Raw genomic sequence first — 18,908 nt, forward strand, 5'->3', positions numbered from 1 at the left:
AAGTTTACTTCCCTTCTTCTACGCCGCGTTCGAGCGCCTTCCAGGCAAGTGTCGCACATTTGATCCGTGCCGGGAATTTCGTGACACCCGAGAGTGCCTCGACGTCCCCGAGGTCGAACGATTCGTCGTCATAGTCTTTTCCTTGGACCATGTCCGAAAAGATATCCGCGAGTCGTAAGGCTTCTTCGATAGTTTTCCCTTTGACGAGTTGCGTCATCATTGAAGCAGACGCCATGCTGATAGAACAGCCCTCCCCGTCAAATTTTGCATCACGGACGACATCGTCTTCAATCGCGAGCTGGAGACGAATCGTATCGCCGCACGTCGGATTGTTCATGTCGATCGTGACGCCCCCCTCGATCGCACCGCGATTTCGGGGAGTTTTATAGTGATCCATGATCACTTGACGATACAAGTGATCGAGATTGTTAAAATCCATGACTGAAATACTCCTTCGTTTGGCGAAGTCCTGTCACGAGTGCGTCAACCTCTTCTTTCGTGTTATACAGATAGAAGCTAGCGCGAGCCGTCGAGCTCGCCCCGAGCCAACGCATCAATGGCTGTGCACAATGGTGACCGGCACGAACCGCGATTCCTTGCATATCAAGGACGGTTGCGACGTCATGTGCATGGACATCACCGAGATTGAACGTGACGAGCCCAACGCGTTCTTCCGGACCGTAAATCGTTAGTCCGTCGATGTCACGCATTTGTGCCATCGCGTACTGCGCGAGTTCACGTTCGTGTGCTTCGACGTTTTCAAGACCAATCTCTTCTAAGAAATCGATTGCTGCTGATAAACCAACAGCACCCGCGATGATTGGTGTACCCGCTTCGAAACGGTATGGCGATGGTTTGAACGTCGATTCTTCAAGACCGACGTAATCAATCATCTCGCCACCGAACTCAACCGGTTCCATCGCATTGAGTAATGCCTTTTTCCCGTAAAGGACACCAACGCCTGTTGGACCACACATCTTGTGTGCAGAGAAGGCGAGGAAATCACAATCGAGATCCGTGACATTAATTCGTTGATGCGGTGCACTTTGCGCGGCATCGACGACCATGACGGCACCTCGAGCATGCGCAAGACGCGCGACTTCTTTGATCGGATTGATCGTACCGAGGACGTTCGAAACATGTGCCATCGCGACGATCTTCGTCCGGTCGGACAGTTGTGCTTCGACCGCTTCGACCGTCACGCGACCATCCGTTGTCAAATCAACGTATTTCAACTTCGCTTTTTTGCGTTTAGCGACTTGTTGCCACGGAATGAGATTTGCATGGTGTTCGAGGTACGTGACGACGATTTCGTCGCCTTCTTCGACATGCTCCATCCCGTAGCTTGACGCGACGATATTAATCGCTGTCGTCGTGCCGCGGGTAAAGATAATTTCTTCATGGTGTTGCGCCTGGATGAAACGACGAACGTTCTCACGCGCACCTTCGTACGCATCCGTCGCTCGTGTTCCGAGCGTATGGACGCCACGGTGCACATTCGAATGAATCGTCTTATAGTAGTCGTCAATCGCATTGATGACGACGAGCGGCTTCTGCGACGAGGCCGCACTATCGAGATAGACGAGTTTCCGGTCGTTGACCTGTTGGTCGAGGATCGGAAACTGATTGCGGATGGATGCATCGATTCCCATATTAGTTTACTTTCCCTTCGATGACTTGAACGAGACGTTCTTTCACCGAGTCAATCGCAAGTTCCGAGACGACTGGCTGGAGGAAACCGTGAACGACGAGGCGTTCTGCTTCCTTCCGTGAAAGGCCACGGCTCATCAAGTAGTAGAGTTGTAATTCATCGACACGACCGACAGATGCCGCGTGTCCTGCCATAACATCATCCTCATCGATCAAGAGGATTGGGTTTGCATCACCACGTGCCTTTTCAGACAACATGAGGACACGTTCCGTTTGAACGCCGTTTGATTTTGAAGCGCCGTGATGGATCATCGACGTTCCGTTGAAGATCGATGTTGCTGCGTCTTTTTGGACACCGTGGATCAAGATGAAACCTTCTGATCCTTTACCGAAATGGTCCGTACGGACGTTGAAGTTTTGTTTTTGCTCTCCACGACCGACCGTAACGGCTTTCGTATCTGAGAACGAATCGTTTCCGACGAGGTGTGTTTTTGTTTCTGTGACCGTGTGACCGTCATTCATGTGACCGAGTGCCCATTCGAGCTTCGCGCCTTGTTTGACGACACCACGACGGTTCATATACGTGATGGCACCCTTAGATAGTGTATCTACACCACCGAAGAGAACTTTTGCGTTGTCTTCGACGAATACTTCTGTGACGACGTTGACGTTGTGCGCTTCGTCACCGTAAGAGACGAAGTTTTCGATATACGTCAATTCGCTATCAGCGTCTGCAACGATGATTGCATGGTGGTAAAGTGCAGCGCCTGATTGCTCAAGCGTGTAGATTGCTTGCATCGGTACAGAAAGCTTGACGCCTTTTGGTACATAAAGGAACGTACCGCCGTTACGAAGTGCTGCGTTTAATGCCGCAAGACGATCTTCGTTGACTTGAACGCCTTCCGTCATGAAGTACTTCTCGACGAGTTCCGGGTGTTGTTTTAATGCGTCTTCGAGCGTCGTGAAGATGACGCCGTTCGCCGCTTCACTGTTTTGCGCGTGGACGAGTTGTCCGTTACGCGTGACGAGCATGTGATCACGGTTTTCGCCGATCAATGCTTCGATATCTGAAGAAAGACCAGTGACGGTTTCAAGTTCCGTCGTACCTTCTGTGAAGTTCCAGCCTTCGATCTTGATTTTTTCTACTTTTGGCAATGCGAGCGTTGGGGCAAGATCAAGCGCGTCTTGACGCTTTGCGACCATCCAAGATGGTTCCCCTAAGCGAGTCGCACGTTCTGCCACTGCCTCGCGATTTACTGCAAGATTCAGTTCTACAGTCATCATGCTTCCTCCCTCGTCTTACGCTTTTGTTTCGATTTCGACGTCTTCGATGCCGAGTTCTTTTTTAACCCAGTCATAACCTTCTGCTTCGAGACGGTGTGCGAGTTCTTTACCACCAGACATGACGATTTTTCCGCCCATCATGATGTGGATGAAGTCTGGCTCGATATAGTTCAAGAGACGTTGGTAGTGCGTGATGATCAAGCAGCCGAATTCAGGTGAACGCATTTCGTTGACACCTTTTGCAACGACTTTAAGTGCATCGATATCAAGACCTGAATCGATTTCATCAAGAATTGCGATCGCTGGTTTGAGCATCATCATTTGAAGAATTTCGTTACGTTTCTTTTCTCCACCAGAGAAACCTTCGTTGAGGTAACGGTGTGCCATTTCTGAAGGCATCTCGAGAAGACCCATTTGTGAATCAAGCTCACGGATGAACTTCATGAGTGAGATTTCATCGCCTTCTTCACGACGCGAGTTGATCGCTGAACGAAGGAAGTCTGAGTTCGTAACACCACTGATTTCGCTTGGGTACTGCATTGCGAGGAACATACCTGCTTGTGCGCGCTCATCGACTTCCATGTCGAGGACGTCTTCGCCGTCGAGTGTGACTGAACCAGATGTTACTTCGTACGATGGGTGACCCATCAATGCTGATGCGAGTGTTGATTTACCTGTCCCGTTTGGTCCCATGACCGCGTGGATTTCCCCGCCTTTGATTTCCAAGTTGACGCCTTTCAAGATTTCCTTGCCGTCGATCGCGACGTGTAGATCTTCAATCTTCAAGTGTGAAGCCTTCATGTTAGAATCCCTCCATCTATTCATTTCGTGACTGACGATTCAGAACACGAGCGTTACTAATTTAGTATCATTCTAATCTTAAAGAAACATGGCGTATTATTCAAGCGTCATCGCTCGTTGTTTTTTCTCAAAATCATGCGTTTTGTTGAGAATCATTCGAAAGTGTGACCGGTTCCTCTAGTTCCTTGATCGTCGAACCCCGATGAATCCGTTGTGACAGTAAGAGCAGTGGTATTCCGAACAATGTCAAGCCCGCTAAAATCCCGAAAATCGGTAATGGACGGTCCGCTCCATATAAACTTAATAAATGACCACCGGCAATTGGACCGATCGATTGACCAATCGATGTTAACCCCATCGCTCCGAAATAACTACCTCGTAATTCTGGCTTCGCAAAGCGATCGGTCAAGATGTCAGTCATCGTAAACATCATGACTTCGCCGCACGTGAAGATGACCATCGCGACGACCATCAACCAAATCGAACTCGCATTACCGATGATGAACAAACCGACAGCAACGGTCGCAATCCCGGTCGTAATCGAGACGAGTGGTGACGTCTTAACACCAAACTTCATGATTGGATATTGCACGATTAAGACGGTAATCGCATTGATCGTAATCAAGATCGCATAGAGCGTCTTCCCACCTTCAAGCAGTGACGTCTCCGTCAAAAACTGTGGCAAGGTCGAGTTGAACTGGCTGTAACCGAAGACACCGAAGATGATACCCGCGAGTGCGAGCGTAAAGGCAATGTCGGTCCGCAACAGACGAATCGTCGCTCCAAACGACACCTTCTTGCCACCGTGCGTCTCAGTGATTGGATGGCGTTTGAACAAGATACCGATCATCACCCCGTACGCGATATAGACGAACGCTGTGATGTAAAACGTCGCTGACGTGTTCCCCGCACTCAGCAGTAAGGCGATTCCCGGACCGATCGCTGCTGCGATGTTGATCATCGCGTAACGGATATTGAAGACGAACAACCGGTTCGCTTCGTCCGTCGTATCACTGATCAAGGCACGAGCGGATGGTTCAAAAATCGAACGACAAACCCCGTTCAAGGCACTCAGAATGAAGAACGCCCAAAACGTCTCGACTTGAGCGAGCGCAATGAAGACGACCGCGAACCCAATTGTTCCAGCGAGCATCATCGCCCGACGACCGTAGCGGTCCGACAATGTACCACCGATGAAACTCATGACGAGACTGGCGATCGCCGAGATACTGAGGACCCAGCCGACATCAACCGGATCAAATTTCAAGACGGTCGTCATGTAGATGGCGAAGAATGGCATCGTGATGAACGTTCCAAGACGCGAGAAAAACGTCCCGAACAAGACCCCGAGTGTCAACGGATGCAGTTGACGAATGCGTTGCATATAATTCCCCCTAACCCCTGTTTCAGACAAATGAAAAGCATCCTTCCATTATATAGGAAGGATGCCGGCTTCGGTGAACTTATTTGCTGACTGGAACGACCGCACCTTTGTACTTGTCGAGAATCCAATCTTGGTTTTTCTTTTCGTGTAGCACGTCAATAAGTGCTGTGACACGCTTGTCTTTTTCATCGCCATCACGTGTAACGATGATGTTGACGTATGGTGACGACTCATCTTCTGATGCGATCGCGTCTTTCAATGGGTTCAGACCGTTATCGATCGCATAGTTCGTGTTGATGAGGACTGCGTCGCCTTCATTGTTTTTGTAAGCTTGCGGAAGAAGTGATGCTTCGATGTTCGTTTTGAACTTGAGTTTCTTCGGGTTCTCCGCGATATCACCGAGTTGCGCATCTGTCGTTTTACCGTCTTTGAGTTTGATCAACCCTTCGTTTTGAAGGAACGTCAAGACACGACCGCGTTCCGCGACGTTTGAGCTCGTTAAGATTGTTGCACCGTTTGGTAACTTATCGAGTGACTTGTATTTCTTCGAATAGATACCGAGTGGTTCAACGTGGACGCCACCTGCGTTCGCGAACTTATACGATTTATTTTCTTTTTCTTGTTGCTCGAGGTACGGTACGTGCTGGAAGTAGTTCGCATCGATTTCTTTTGATGCAAGTGCTTTGTTCGGAAGTACATAATCTTGGAACTTCTTGATTTCAAGCTTGTAACCTTTTGCTTCATATTCCTTTTTGACATGCTCAAGAATCTCAGCGTGCGGTACGTTTGAAGCACCGATGACGAGTGTTTTATCGTCGCTTCCTGATGATTTTTCACCACAAGCAGCAAGGCTGATTGCTAAAACAGATACAGCGGCAGTACCTACGAATTTTTTCCAAACTTTCATGAATGATTCCTCCAATTATAATCAAGATTTGAATTAACGTTTATCGATTGCCCGGATCAACAAGTCACCAATGATTTGGATGACGAAGACGATCGCTAAGATTAAGAGTGTCGCAATGACGATGATATCGTTTCGAGAACGCTGGAATCCTTCGATGAAGGCCATGTCCCCCAGTCCACCTCCACCGATTACTCCGGCCATTGCCGTATAACCGACAAGTGAAACGAGTGTGACCGTGATACCCGAAACGATGGCAGGCAACGCTTCTGGGATTAAGACTTTATAGATGATCTGGAACTTCGTCGCGCCCATCGATTCAGCTGCCTCGATGACACCTTTATCGACTTCGCGTAACGCGAGTTCGACCATTCGACCATAAAATGGAGCGGCTCCCAAGATCAGTGCCGGTAATGCTGCCGTTGGTCCGAGGAATGAACCGAAAAGCGCTAACGTAATCGGAATTAATAAGATCAGTAAGATGATGAATGGAACCGAACGGAAGACGTTGACGAGTAAGCTTAAGATTGAATAAAATGCTCGGTTCTTGAACAACAACTCTTCGTTTGTCGCAAACAATAATAAACCAATGATCAGACCGAGAATGAATGTCGAAAGACCGGCGACTGCTGTCATATAAACAGTACTGCCTGTCGCTCCCCACACCATCTCCCAGTCTAGGTTGTCAAAGAATGAAATCATCGGTGATCCACCTCCACTTCAACATCACTGGCTTGAAGCTTCGTGATGACCTCTTGTGTTGCTTCAGTTTCCCCGATCAACTGAATGAACAGTGTACCGAGTGCCCCTTCCTGCGATTGACCAACGTTCCCGCCGATGATATTGAACAGGACCGGTGAATCTTTCATGACTTCCGCAAGGATCGGGCTTTCCGCCGTCGATCCGACGAACGTCAACTGAACGATCTTTCCGGTTGGGTACCGTTCGCGGAGTTTCGCGAACGTCAACTCGTTTTCCAATGGTGACGTCAATTGTTTGACGAATTCCTTCGTCATCGCTTGCTTCGGATGACGGAAGACTTCTGCGACTGGACCTTGCTCGACGATTTTACCGGCTTCCATGACGGCGACCCGGTGACAGATTTTCTGAATGACGTGCATCTCATGTGTGATCAAGACGATCGTCAATTTCAGTTTCTGGTTGATGTCGACGAGTAACTCAAGGATTGAGTCCGTCGTTTTTGGATCGAGTGCACTTGTTGCCTCGTCACATAAGAGAACGTCCGGGTTCGATGCAAGTGCTCGAGCGATACCGACACGTTGCTTTTGACCACCGGATAATTGTGACGGGTAAGCCCCTTCTCGTCCGTCCAAACCAACGAGTTGGATCAACTCCGCGACTCGTTCTTTGCGGCGTGCTTTCGGGAAGCCACCGAGTTCGAGTGGGAACATGATGTTTTCTTCAACAGTCCGTGACCAGAGTAAGTTGAAGTGTTGGAAAACCATCGAGACATTCTTACGGACGCCTCGTAATTCTTTTGGTTTGAGTGATGTCATTTCAACACCATCGATTTGGATCGAACCACTCGTTGGTGCCTCGAGCATATTAAGCAAGCGAATCAGAGTCGATTTCCCTGCTCCGGAATAACCGATTATTCCAAAAATTTCACCGCGCTCGATTGTCAGATCAACATTCGCAACGGCTTCGACCGCTCCGCGCTTTGAGCGATAAATCTTTCCTACGTCTTGTAAACGAATCACAACTGTCCCTCCTAAATAAAAAAAGTGCGCGCGTTTTTGAGCAAACGCGCGCACTTTTCAGTACACAAAACCATTTGCTCTCATCTCCCAGACTTTTGTCTGCTGGAATTAGCACCACTTCGGATTAGATCCGCGGTTGCCGGGTTTCATCGGGCCAGTCCCTCCACCACTCTCGATAAGAGTTTCGGTATTAAGTTTGTAGAATATATTCTGAATATTAGCAGGGGTTATTTTTGTTGTCAAACAGTTTTTTCAGAAACTTTTTCGAGGAACGTGAAAGCACGTGTTAAGTCTTCTTTCAAATCTTCCGCATCCTCAAGTCCAACTGAAATCCGAACGAGACCGTCTGTGATCCCGAGTTCTGCCCGACGCTCTGCTGGGATTGACGCGTGCGTCATCCGTGCAGGAACGGAAATCAGACTCTCAACGGCGCCAAGACTCTCAGCGAGTGTGAAGAAGTGTGTTGCCTCGACGAGTTTTTCTGCGTTCGCTGCTGAACCGACATCAAAGCTGATCATCCCACCGAATCCAGTCGCTTGTTTCGCTTGGATGTCATGTCCAGGGTGCGATGCAAGTCCTGGGTAGAAGATGTTTGAAACGATGTCTTGTGCTTGTAAGAACGCAACGAGATCATGGGCTGTTTCTTCGATCGCATCCATCCGAATACCAAGCGTACGAAGACCACGGACGAGCAAGAAACTGTCTTGCGGTCCAAGAACGCCACCTGTCGAGTTTTGGATGAAGTGCAGTTCTTCGCCGAGCGCATCATCTTTGACGACGACAAGACCAGCGACGACGTCCGAGTGTCCGCCGATGTATTTTGTTGCACTGTGCAAGACGATGTCTGCACCAAGTGCGAGTGGTTGTTGATGGTATGGTGTTGCGAACGTGTTATCGACGACGAGTTTGAGATCGTGACGTTTTGCGATCGTTGCGATTGCCTCGATATCTGTTACTTTCAACAATGGATTCGTTGGTGTTTCGACGTAGACGATTTTCGTGTTGTCTTGAATCGCTGCTTCCGTTGCTGCAAGATCCGTCGTATCGACGAATGTCACTTGGATGTTGAACTTCGGTAAGACGCGTTGCATCAAGCGGAACGTTCCACCATAAACGTCATCTGTCATGACGATGTGGTCACCAGACTCAAGCAAATGGAAGACGGCATGGATCGCTGCCATCCCAGAACCGAATGCAAAACCACGTGCGCCGCCTTCAAGATCTGCAATCAAACGTTCGATGCTCGTCCGTGTTGGGTTCGCTGTCCGTGAGTATTCGTATCCGTCTTTGAGTTGACCGATTTTATCCTGCTTGTATGTGCTTGTTTGATAGATCGGTGGTGTGACGGCACCTGTTGCCCGGTCGACACCTGTTCCTCCATGAATCAATGCTGTCTTCTTACGCATGAGTTTCGTCCACCTTTTCAAAGATTTGTTGGCTTAAGTAGCGTTCGGCACTGTCTGCGAAGACCGTGACGATCGTACTGCCGGGGTGACGCTTCGCGATATCAAGGGCAGCAACGAGCGCTGCACCTGCTGAACTACCGACGAGTAGTCCTTCACGAGCGGCAAGTGTATGGACCGCGTCAAATGCATCGCGGTCAGAAATCGTATGAATCTCGTCAACGAGCTCACGCGGCACGAGACTTGGCCATTTTGCTGTACCGATGCCTTCTGTCTTGTGCGGACCGGCGGGACCACCGTTTAAAACGGAGCCTTCCGGTTCGACGATCGCTGCTTTTGTGCCGAGACGTTGTTTTAAGAAGTCCGCTGTTCCGGCAAATGTACCACCTGAACCACAACCGGCAACGAACCAGTCGATATGCGGTAAGTCAGCAATCAGCTCAGGACCGAGTGTCCGCTGATACGTGACTGGATTTTCTTCGTTTTCGAATTGTAACGGAACGTAACTGTTCGGAATTTCCTGACCGAGTTCTTTTGCCCGGTCAATTGCCCCTTGCATATCAAGTTCAGTCGGTGTGTTGACGACGGTTGCGCCGAGTGCCCGCATCAACGTCTGCTTTTCCTGACTGAATTTTTCTGGAACGACACAAATGACTTGTAGATCGTATTTCTTAGCGGCGAGCGCCAAGCCGATGCCGGTATTCCCGGCTGTCGGCTCGATGATCGTACCGCCTGGTGTCACATATCCGTTTTCGATTGCTGCATCAACGAGTTGAATGCCAAGGCGGTCTTTGACGCTGCCCCCAGGGTTCATCCATTCGAGCTTCGCCAAAATGCGCGTACCAGCAGGCAAATCGAATGAAGTAATCTCGTAGAGTGGTGTGTTTCCGACGAGGTCGCGGACGTTGTTCGCGATCATCCGAAGACGATGTCCCATTCATCACGACCGGCAAGCATTTTCTCGGCATAGTGCTTCGCTCCTTTAAGGTCATGTGCGCTTGCAAATCCACATTGGACTTCGTTTTGCGCTGGAATCTCTTCTGCTGCGAGGACGTCATTCAACGTCTTCTCAACGAGTTCGCTCATTTTTTCGACCGAGTCAAAGTTCATCATCGCCATGTAGAAACCTGTTTGGCATCCCATTGGCGAGACATCGATGACATCATCCGAGTAGTTACGAATGTTTTCAGCAAGTAAGTGCTCGAGTGTGTGCATCGCACGCATCGGCATTTGCTCAACGTTTGGTTGTGTGAAACGGATATCGTATTTGACGACTTGGTCCACTTTACCTTCTTTATATCCTGCGACGCGGATGTAAGGTGCTTTGACTTTCGTATGATCCAGGTTAAAGCTTTCGACGTTCATTTTTTGAAGTGCCATGATTTATTCCCCCATTTTCTCGGCTTCTACGAGCCAGACGAAGTGATTGTATTGTGTGAAGTTAACAGTGAATCCCCGTGCTGTAAACAATTCTTCCATGACTGGAATCAACGGGTAAAACTCGCGTTCGAGATCGTCCGCTAATGCGTCAAACCCTTGAGCGCGTGCTTCGCGGATCGTTTGCAGGCGCGCCTCTTCTGAGACGAACATCGTATCCGCGTAGACGATTTTTCCGTCTTTCGGTAAATGCGACGCCATCAGATCAATTGCTTCTCCCTTTTCCTCATCCGTTAGATGATGAAACGCATAAGTGGAGACGAAACTGCTTGCTTCCTTCGCTTTGAACGAGAGGAAGTGACCATCCTGTACATCAAGCGATGGAATCTTCTCCGTCAAAATCGCCCGCATCTCTGGACTTGGTTCGACGGCGAGTACGGCGTCGTGACGTGTTAGAAGACGTTGTGTCAGGTTCCCTGTGCCTGCTCCGAATTCAATGACCGGCGACTGCGCTTTATCCGCTACTGTATCCAAAATCTCATCGTATCGACGAAAGACTTCTTTATACTCCGGATCGTGCCCGGTTACTGTCTCGTCATACGTCGATGCCCATTCTGTGAAAACATCCATAAAACGTACTGTCATGCCTTGTCGTCCTCCATCTCACCAGTTAATTCCGAGTAATCGGATATGAATTAAAGTAATTTTCCTTATTCGCATTGTAGCAAGGAGATCCTATCCTGGCAAGCGACCGGCTCGAAAAACTTCCAGAAAACAAAAAAAAGGCGTTGCCGGCGAACCGACAACACGAATAATGTGGTTAGAAATGCTACGAAGGAAAACCCAGCTCCATTCGGAATTGTTCGCTCTTCCGCGTGGAGGACGGCGCCTGTTCGACATGATCGTCAGCTTACGTTCACTTCCTGATCGGTCCTTTCGATCCACCACCTGTCTATTGCACCGCTTCGTCTTTGGGGGACGACTTAAGGGGAAACAATACACCGGCTTAGGATGGGAGAAAGGGTTCAAGACTTGAAGCATATGGAACGGTCATCTCTGCTAGACTTCCTATAATGCATTTCTAGAAGTTGTTATGAATATACCATTCATATTTCTGCGTTGTCAACGGATTATTGTAAATATTCCGACAATTTAACAAAAAGAAAAATCCAGTCGGACTTTTCTTAACGTTCTTGACAGAAAGCGAAGACATTTTGGACGGACTGGAAAGCATAAAGTCGCTCTACGACTTGGTTTTCTTCGATTCGCAATAACGCCGGTACGCTCATGACTCGGGCTTCTTCTAAGAAGTCCGGAATAAAATTCCCGTTCGCCTTCTGAATCGATTGACCTGAATCCGTAGCTTCGACGATATCAAGCATTCGTTCCGCGATAGCGCATGTCCCGCACATCGGTGCATAGACATACAATAACCCGTTTTCCGGGACAGTCGTGACCTCTTGCATTGGGGTCTCTCCTTTCTTCGTGGTATCTGTCGTCAGTATACAAAAAAAAGAGAGCGGACGAAACGCAAGCGCCTCGTTCACTCTCTTTTCGTTAAGTATTACTCGTTGATCATCGATTTGTACGCTGCAGCGTCCATCAATGCCTCAACTTGTGAAGCATCTTCGATTTCGATGTCGACCATCCAAGCGCCTTCAAATGGTGACTCGTTGACGAGTTCTGGGGAATCCGAAAGGTTTTCGTTGATCGCAACGACTTTACCAGAGATCGGTGCATATAATTCTGAGACTGTCTTGACCGACTCGACTGAACCGAATGGCTCGTTTGCTGAGATTGTATCCCCAACTTCAGGTAATTCGACGAAGACGATATCCCCGAGTTCGTGTTGCGCGAAATCCGTGATTCCGATACGCGCTTTGTTTCCTGATACTTCGACCCATTCATGTTCTTCCGAATAGCGTAAGTTGTCTTTTACTTGACTCATTTCCGATTCCCCCTGTGGACTAATTTGGACTAACGTGTTCAGTATACCAAAATCGACTCTGAACTTAATACCATTTTCCTTGATACAATTCTTCCTTGAAGCCAATCGTAACGTCTTTCCCGTCGGTAACGATTGGACGCTTCAGCAACATACCATCACTTGCGAGCAACTTGTATTGCTCGTCTTCTGATAACGCAGGAAGTTTGTCCTTGATGCCTTGCGAACGATACGATTGACCGCTCGTGTTGAAGAACTTCTTCAACGGCTCCCCACTTTTTTGGTGGAGCTCCTGAATCGTTGCTGCAGACGGTGTCTCTTCAACGATATGTTTGTAATCGACTTCGACACCGTGTTGTTCGAGTGCTTTTTTTGCTTTGACGCACGTACTACATTTCGGATAGCCGTACATCGTGACTGTTGTTGTCATGTTCATCACCTCACCTTCAAGAGTAGCAGATGGATCACTTCTGCTTCAAGCGTGCGAGCGCCCCGTCGATCTGATCTTGATGATGGGCGTCATGGGCAACGAACGACTCGACGAATTCTTGCGGTCGGAAATTCTCATAGGTCGCCGCAAATTCCTCGTCAGACAGACGGTTGAGATGGTCGACGATGTCACGCCGGACACTGATCGCTTTCTTCAGTAAGGCAAGCGGATCGATATGATGCGCATACTCGATTGCCAGTCGATTGAACTGATCGAAATCCGTCTCGACCAGTGTCAACGGTTCGTCCGGTAACTTCGAGATGGCATGATCATAATAAAACCGGTCCCATAAATAGAGGTGGCTGACACACTCAAGGACCGTCCACTTGTTAAGGGCAAGCGGCAGTTCCCATTCTTCTGGCGACAAACGTTCAAGGGATTGATAGTAGGCAATCGCAAATTGCAGTTCAACCAATTCTTGGCGCATCTCGTTTTCCCTCCTCAACCAAAAACTTCGCCTTTACAGAGATTTTCCCTGCAAAGGCGAAGCGGTAAACCTGACTTAGACCGTATATTTATTTGACTCGATGAGGCGTTTTGCGATGTCGCGTTTCGTACCGATGACGTTGGTCGGCTGGTAACGGCTGAATTTTTTGAGCGCCGAGAGCAACATCCGGAGTTCGTCGCCGCTTGCTGCCGCGTAGAGTGTCTCTTTCGCGTCACGCTCGACAGCTTCGAATGCTTGTTGCGCGAAGACTTCCGTATAACGGACTTTCAGTTCGCTCTTCTCGATGCCTTTATCGGCAATCGCTTTGTCCGTCCGGACGATCGCTGACTCAAGCGCATAGATTGCACTCATGATGTCGGCTGTGTTCGCTAAGATCTCTTGCTCGCCTTGGAGTTTGTCCTGGTATTTCTGGACCGCTGTTCCGGCAGTCAACAAGAAGATTTTCTTCATCATTGCGAGTAAGTGACGTTCGCGATCGAGTGGTGCTGTTCCGATTTCTGTTGGCATGAAGCTCATCACTTCTTGTTGCAGACGTTGTGCTTCCGCAAGCAACGGCAACTCGCCTTTCATCGCTTTCTTCAACAATGTTCCCGGTACGAGGAGACGGTTGATTTCGTTCGTTCCTTCAAAGATTCGGTTGATCCGTGAATCGCGGTACATGTTCTCGACTTCATATTCTGCCATGAAGCCGTAACCACCGTGAATCTGAACTGCTTCGTCGATAACGTAATCAAATGTTTCCGAAGCAAAGACTTTGTTCATCGAGCATTCAATCGCATACTCAGCAATCGCATCGGCGATTTTCTTACCGTCTTTGCTCTCTTCTTCTGACAGCTGATCAAGGCTATCTTGGAACAGACCACCTGTCCGGTAAACTGAACTTTCCATCGCATACGTCTGTGCTGCCATCGTCGCGAGTTTTTCTTGAATCAATGGGAACGAGCTGATCGGTGTTTTGAACTGCTTGCGTTCGTTTGAGTACTGGACTGCGAGATCAATTGCTCGTTTCGACGAACCGACAGCACCAACAGCTAATTTATAACGACCGACGTTCAAGATGTTAAAGGCGATGACGTGACCGCGTCCAATCTCACCGAGGACGTTATCGACTGGTACTTCTGCGTCTTGTAAAATCAATGTCCGTGTTGATGATCCTTTGATCCCCATCTTCTGCTCCTCGACACCTGTCGAGACGCCTGGATATGATCCTTCGACGAGGAAGGCTGTGAACTTGTCACCGTCGATTTTTGCGTAGACGACGAACAAGCTTGCGAAACCAGCGTTCGTGATCCATTGTTTTTCACCGTTTAGGATGTAGTGCGTTCCTGCTTCATTCAAGACAGCCGTCGTTTTAGCACCGAGTGCATCCGAACCAGAGCCTGGCTCTGTCAATGCGTACGAAGCGATCCACTCCCCTGAAGCGAGTTTCGGCAAGTATTTATGCTTTTGCTCTTCGTTACCGAAGAAGACGATCGGCAACGAACCGATTCCGACGTGTGCGCCGTAGCTGAGGGCGAATGAACGACCGCGCGCGAACTTCTCCGTGATGATCGAAGACGAGATCTTATCCATCTGATAGCCGCCATATGCTTCCGGAACGTCTGCGCCGAGTAAACCAAGCTCGCCTGCTTCACGGAGTAGACCGACCGATAGTTCGAACTCGTGTTTTTCGATCCGGTCCAAGACAGGAACGACACGATCTTCGACGAACTTCGCTGTCATATCACCGACCATTTTGTGTTCTTCCGAGAAATCCTCTGGTGTGAAGAGACGTTCTGGTGCTAACTCATCTAATACAAAACTGCCACCTTTGATTAATTCGTTTGTCGTTTGGCTCATTGTCCTGTTCCTCCTTCAACTAGTTCGAATACACCTGCTGCGCCCATTCCGCCACCGATACACATCGAGACGACACCATACTGGACATTCCGGCGTTTCATTTCATGCAAGAGCGTTAATGTCAATTTCGTTCCTGTACAACCGAGTGGGTGACCGAGGGCGATCGCTCCACCGTTGACGTTGACAATGTCTTCGTTTAGTCCAAGCTCACGGATGACTCCGAGCGACTGCGAAGCGAACGCTTCGTTCAACTCGATCAAACCGACGTCCTCAAGCGTGATACCTGCGAGTTCGAGTGCCTTTGGAATCGCGACGACTGGTCCGATCCCCATGACTTCCGGACGGACACCACCGACTGCGAACGATTTGAACTTGCCGAGAATCGGTAAGCCTTGGCGTTCTGCCTCTTCCCGTTCCATGACGAGGACGGCAGCGGCACCATCTGACGTCTGCGAAGAGTTCCCTGCTGTGACGCTACCGCCGAGACGGAACGCTGGGCGAAGTTTCGCAAGACCTTCAGGTGACGAATCCGGACGAACGCCTTCATCGTGCTCGACGACAAATGTCTTCTCTTCGATTTTCAGTTCATCATTGACGAATTGTTCCGTCACTGTCACCGGGACGATTTCGTCAGCAAACTTACCAGCTGCGATTGCTGCTGCTGCCTTTTGGTGACTCTTTAGTGCAAAGGCATCTTGATCTTCTCGTGAGACATTGTAGGTTGCAGCGACTTGCTCCGCTGTATGCCCCATGCTCATGTAGTACTCCGGTGCCGTATCAACGATCGACGGATTAGGTCGGACGACGTGACCGGGCATCGGGACTTGACTCATCGATTCGAGGCCACCAGCGACGACAGCAGTTGCTTGCCCCGTCATGATTTTCATTGCCGCGTCAGCAATCGATTGTAAACCACTTGAGCAATACCGATTGATCGTGATCGCCGGTACCTCGTGTGATAATCCACCGAGGACTGAAGCGTACCGGGCGATGTTCATCCCCTGCTCTGCTTCTGGTAAGGCACATCCGAGGATGACGTCATCAACCGCTCCCGTGTAACCGGACCGTTTCAACGTTTCCTGGATGGCGATGCCTGCTAATTCATCCGAGCGTATTGACTTGAATGCGCCCTTTTTTGCTTTTCCGACCGGTGTCCGTGCACCAGCGACGATTACTGCTTCTTTCATCCGAATCCCCCCAGTCCTCAGTTACGAAGCGGCTTGCCTTTGACGAGCATGTGCTGCATCCGTTGTTGTGTCTTCATCTCACCGATCAGGCTCAAGAAGGCTTCCCGTTCGATGTCGAGCATATATTGTTCATCGACGTGGCTACCGAATGCGACGTTCCCACCGGCGATGACGTGTGCGAGTTTACTGGCGATTTTCAAGTCATGCTCTGAGATATAACCGCCGTAGAACATTTCGCGTGTCGCGAGTTCAAGCGTCGCTTTCCCTGCACGACCGACGACCGGAATCTTCGCTTTCGCTGGTGCTGTGTAGCCAGTCCGATCGAGTTCCAAGACAAGTTGTTTTGCATCATACGTCAAGTGATCGCGGTTCATCGAGATTTGATCAACGGAGCGGACATATCCGAGTTCGCGTGCTTCAAAGGCTGATTTTGAGACTTTTGCCATCGCGACGTTTTCAAATGTCTTTTGCGCTGCTTTCTCGATGTTGACGAGTCCGTCTGGTGTGTTTTCTAACAGTCGACGATACGTGTTGACGTTTCCGCCGCCTCCTGGAATCAGACCGACACCGACTTCGACGAGACCCATGTACGTTTCCAGACCAGCTTGCAGACGAGCTGCCGGAAGCGAGATCTCGGTACCACCACCAAGCGTCATTCCTTGTGGTGCAGTGACGATTGGACGCGATGCGTAACGAATCTTTTGAATCGATTGTTGGAATTTGTTGATGATCCAGTCGAGTTCGAACCAGTTCTCATCTTCTGCTTCCATCAGCATCATCGCTAAGTTCGCACCGACACAGAAGTTTTTGCCATCGTTTGCGATGACGAGACCACGGTGGTTTTTCTCGACGAGATCGACTGACTGTTCGATCATCTGCATGATGTCGACACCGATTGCATTGCTCTTCGATGTGAACTCAAGGACCGCGACATCGTCTCCGATATCAAGCAAGCGTGCTCCGTTATTCTCTAGTAAGACACCGTTTGATTTTCGGACGTCACGGAGGCGGATTTCCTTCGGATTGACCGTCGCTCCGACGTAATCTTTCGTTGCAACGTCATAATGGCGACCCGATGCATCATAGAAACTCGTCTTCCCTGCTGCGAGCATCTCATCGACCCATGTCGGTACTTCGTAATCGTCTTGTTTCATCTTCGCGACTGTTTTCTCGACGCCAAGTGTATCCCATGTCTCAAACGGTCCCATCTTCCAGCCGAAGCCCCATTTCATTGCTTCGTCGATCGCTTTGATGTCGTCTGCGATCTCACCCGTCAGTTGTGCCGAATAAAGCAATGTTTTCGCGTGAATTGGCCAGAGTAACGCACCGACACGATCTTGCGCGAAGACGACAGCCTTCAGTTTATTTTTTGCGCCCGGAAGTGCTTTTGCTTGTCCGATCGACGGTTCAGTAAGCGCTTTCTTTTCAACGTACTCAAATGTCTCAAGATCAAGTTCAAGGATCTGTTTTCCAACTTTTTTATAGAATCCTTGCCCCGTCTTTGCACCGAGCGATCCTTGTTCGACAAGGCGACGCATCTCAGTCGGAACTGCAAATGTCTCCTTCTCCTCGCCTTCAGGCAATAAGTCGTAAACGTTGTTCGCGACGTGGACGAACGTGTCGATGCCGACGACGTCGAGTGTCCGGAACGTCGCTGAGCCTGGACGTCCGAGTAATGGACCTGTGACGGAATCGACCTCCCCGATCGAATAGCCACCCTTTTTCATCTCATCCATCGTCACGAGGAGACCGTATGTCCCGATCCGGTTGCCAATGAAGTTCGGTGTGTCCTTCGCGATGACGACACCTTTTCCGAGTCGTTCTTCTGCGAATTGTTTCATGAAGTCGACGACACTTGGATCCGTGTCTGACGTTGGAATCAACTCGAGTAACTTCAGATAACGTGGTGGGTTAAAGAAGTGTGTCCCGAGGAAACGACGGTTGAACGATTCCGAGCGCCCTTCGCGCATCGCCTCGATCGAGATGCCCGATGTGTTCGAACTGACGATTGCGTCTTCCCGAATGAACGGTTCGATTGTTGCGAACAATTGCTGTTTGACATCGAGTCGTTCGACGACGACTTCAACGATCCAGTCCGCTTCTTTCAAACGCTCTAAGTCGTCTTCTAAGTTTCCGACCTCGATGAAGTCGATCAATTTCTTCGATGCCAGTGGTGCTGGATTTTGTTTCAAGAGCTTTTCGCGGTTATCGCGCGCGATGCGGGAACGGACGCGCGGATCACTCAGCGTCAAACCCTGCTTCTCTTCTTGTGCCGTAAGTTCTTTTGGTACGATATCAAGCATCAATGTCCGTATGCCAGCATTCGCAAGATGTGCCGCGATGCCTGCACCCATCACCCCTGAACCGATGATGACGGCGAATTGGATGTGTTTCGTCAACTGTATTGTGGTCGGCTGACCGATTTGACTCGCCATGATATACCCCCTGAGTTTAAATTGAATGAACAACCATTCA

The 18,908-nt window shown here is 49.5% G+C and carries 19 protein-coding genes and 1 riboswitch; all 19 genes read right to left on the bottom strand.

All coding sequences use genetic code 11. The features are described 5' to 3' along the window. Positions 1-4: 4 nt before the first annotated feature. The 19 genes from sufU to ADM98_RS14715 all read right to left on the bottom strand — a co-directional run bounded on the left by sufU (position 5) and on the right by ADM98_RS14715 (position 18,868). Positions 5-439: a Fe-S cluster assembly sulfur transfer protein SufU gene (sufU, locus tag ADM98_RS14625; protein WP_023469155.1), complete on the bottom strand. Its 435-nt coding sequence runs from the start codon at positions 437-439 to the stop codon at positions 5-7. Then, positions 429-1,652, bottom strand: a complete 1,224-nt coding sequence (locus tag ADM98_RS14630) for a cysteine desulfurase (RefSeq protein ID WP_053454130.1) — start codon at positions 1,650-1,652, stop codon at positions 429-431. Before ADM98_RS14630 ends, sufU begins: the two co-directional genes overlap by 11 nt. A 1-nt stretch (position 1,653) precedes the next feature. Further along, positions 1,654-2,931, bottom strand: coding sequence for a Fe-S cluster assembly protein SufD (sufD, locus tag ADM98_RS14635; protein WP_023469157.1), 1,278 nt, complete (start codon positions 2,929-2,931; stop codon positions 1,654-1,656). An 18-nt stretch (positions 2,932-2,949) separates the two neighbouring features. Next, positions 2,950-3,735, bottom strand: a complete 786-nt coding sequence (gene sufC, locus ADM98_RS14640) for a Fe-S cluster assembly ATPase SufC (RefSeq protein WP_023469158.1) — start codon at positions 3,733-3,735, stop codon at positions 2,950-2,952. 133 nt (positions 3,736-3,868) lie between these two features. Beyond that, entirely contained in the window at positions 3,869-5,119 is a 1,251-nt protein-coding gene (locus ADM98_RS14645; protein ID WP_053454131.1) for an MDR family MFS transporter, read from the bottom strand. 79 nt (positions 5,120-5,198) lie between these two features. Then, on the bottom strand, positions 5,199-6,026 hold the full coding sequence (locus tag ADM98_RS14650) for a MetQ/NlpA family ABC transporter substrate-binding protein (protein ID WP_053454132.1): 828 nt from the start codon (positions 6,024-6,026) through the stop codon (positions 5,199-5,201). A gap of 33 nt (positions 6,027-6,059) precedes the next feature. Further along, positions 6,060-6,725, bottom strand: coding sequence for a methionine ABC transporter permease (locus ADM98_RS14655; RefSeq protein WP_053454133.1), 666 nt, complete (start codon positions 6,723-6,725; stop codon positions 6,060-6,062). After that, a complete protein-coding gene (locus ADM98_RS14660) occupies positions 6,722-7,744 on the bottom strand; it encodes a methionine ABC transporter ATP-binding protein (RefSeq protein WP_053454134.1) in 1,023 nt (340 codons plus the stop codon). The genes ADM98_RS14655 and ADM98_RS14660 overlap by 4 nt, the downstream gene beginning before the upstream one ends. 77 nt (positions 7,745-7,821) lie before the next feature. Continuing rightward, positions 7,822-7,926, bottom strand: a riboswitch (SAM riboswitch). A 57-nt stretch (positions 7,927-7,983) separates the two neighbouring features. Further along, positions 7,984-9,150, bottom strand: a complete 1,167-nt coding sequence (locus ADM98_RS14665; protein ID WP_023469163.1) for a bifunctional cystathionine gamma-lyase/homocysteine desulfhydrase — start codon at positions 9,148-9,150, stop codon at positions 7,984-7,986. Next, on the bottom strand, positions 9,143-10,066 hold the full coding sequence (locus ADM98_RS14670; protein WP_053454135.1) for a PLP-dependent cysteine synthase family protein: 924 nt from the start codon (positions 10,064-10,066) through the stop codon (positions 9,143-9,145). The genes ADM98_RS14665 and ADM98_RS14670 overlap by 8 nt, the downstream gene beginning before the upstream one ends. Continuing rightward, positions 10,063-10,527 (bottom strand): S-ribosylhomocysteine lyase, encoded by a 465-nt coding sequence (locus ADM98_RS14675; protein WP_029342435.1) that lies wholly within the window; start codon positions 10,525-10,527, stop codon positions 10,063-10,065. The genes ADM98_RS14670 and ADM98_RS14675 overlap by 4 nt, the downstream gene beginning before the upstream one ends. A 3-nt stretch (positions 10,528-10,530) precedes the next feature. Further along, positions 10,531-11,169: a class I SAM-dependent methyltransferase gene (locus tag ADM98_RS14680; RefSeq protein WP_053454136.1), complete on the bottom strand. Its 639-nt coding sequence runs from the start codon at positions 11,167-11,169 to the stop codon at positions 10,531-10,533. Positions 11,170-11,708: 539 nt separating this feature from the next. Next, positions 11,709-11,990: a thioredoxin family protein gene (locus ADM98_RS14685; RefSeq protein ID WP_035405990.1), complete on the bottom strand. Its 282-nt coding sequence runs from the start codon at positions 11,988-11,990 to the stop codon at positions 11,709-11,711. Positions 11,991-12,088: 98 nt separating this feature from the next. Beyond that, positions 12,089-12,472 (bottom strand): glycine cleavage system protein GcvH, encoded by a 384-nt coding sequence (gcvH, locus tag ADM98_RS14690; RefSeq protein WP_029342437.1) that lies wholly within the window; start codon positions 12,470-12,472, stop codon positions 12,089-12,091. A gap of 64 nt (positions 12,473-12,536) precedes the next feature. Beyond that, on the bottom strand, positions 12,537-12,899 hold the full coding sequence (locus tag ADM98_RS14695; RefSeq protein ID WP_053454567.1) for an arsenate reductase family protein: 363 nt from the start codon (positions 12,897-12,899) through the stop codon (positions 12,537-12,539). Between the two features lie 34 nt (positions 12,900-12,933). Beyond that, positions 12,934-13,386: a DinB family protein gene (locus tag ADM98_RS14700; protein ID WP_053454137.1), complete on the bottom strand. Its 453-nt coding sequence runs from the start codon at positions 13,384-13,386 to the stop codon at positions 12,934-12,936. A 75-nt stretch (positions 13,387-13,461) separates the two neighbouring features. Continuing rightward, the gene (locus ADM98_RS14705; protein ID WP_053454138.1) at positions 13,462-15,246 is read right to left on the bottom strand and encodes an acyl-CoA dehydrogenase family protein; all 1,785 of its coding nucleotides are present in this window, start codon (positions 15,244-15,246) and stop codon (positions 13,462-13,464) included. Further along, positions 15,243-16,433, bottom strand: a complete 1,191-nt coding sequence (locus ADM98_RS14710) for an acetyl-CoA C-acetyltransferase (protein WP_053454139.1) — start codon at positions 16,431-16,433, stop codon at positions 15,243-15,245. The genes ADM98_RS14705 and ADM98_RS14710 overlap by 4 nt, the downstream gene beginning before the upstream one ends. A gap of 17 nt (positions 16,434-16,450) precedes the next feature. Next, on the bottom strand, positions 16,451-18,868 hold the full coding sequence (locus ADM98_RS14715) for a 3-hydroxyacyl-CoA dehydrogenase/enoyl-CoA hydratase family protein (RefSeq protein WP_053454140.1): 2,418 nt from the start codon (positions 18,866-18,868) through the stop codon (positions 16,451-16,453). Positions 18,869-18,908: the final 40 nt, after the last annotated feature.

It is taken from the genome of Exiguobacterium sp. BMC-KP (assembly GCF_001275385.1).
Lineage (GTDB): Bacteria > Bacillota > Bacilli > Exiguobacteriales > Exiguobacteriaceae > Exiguobacterium_A.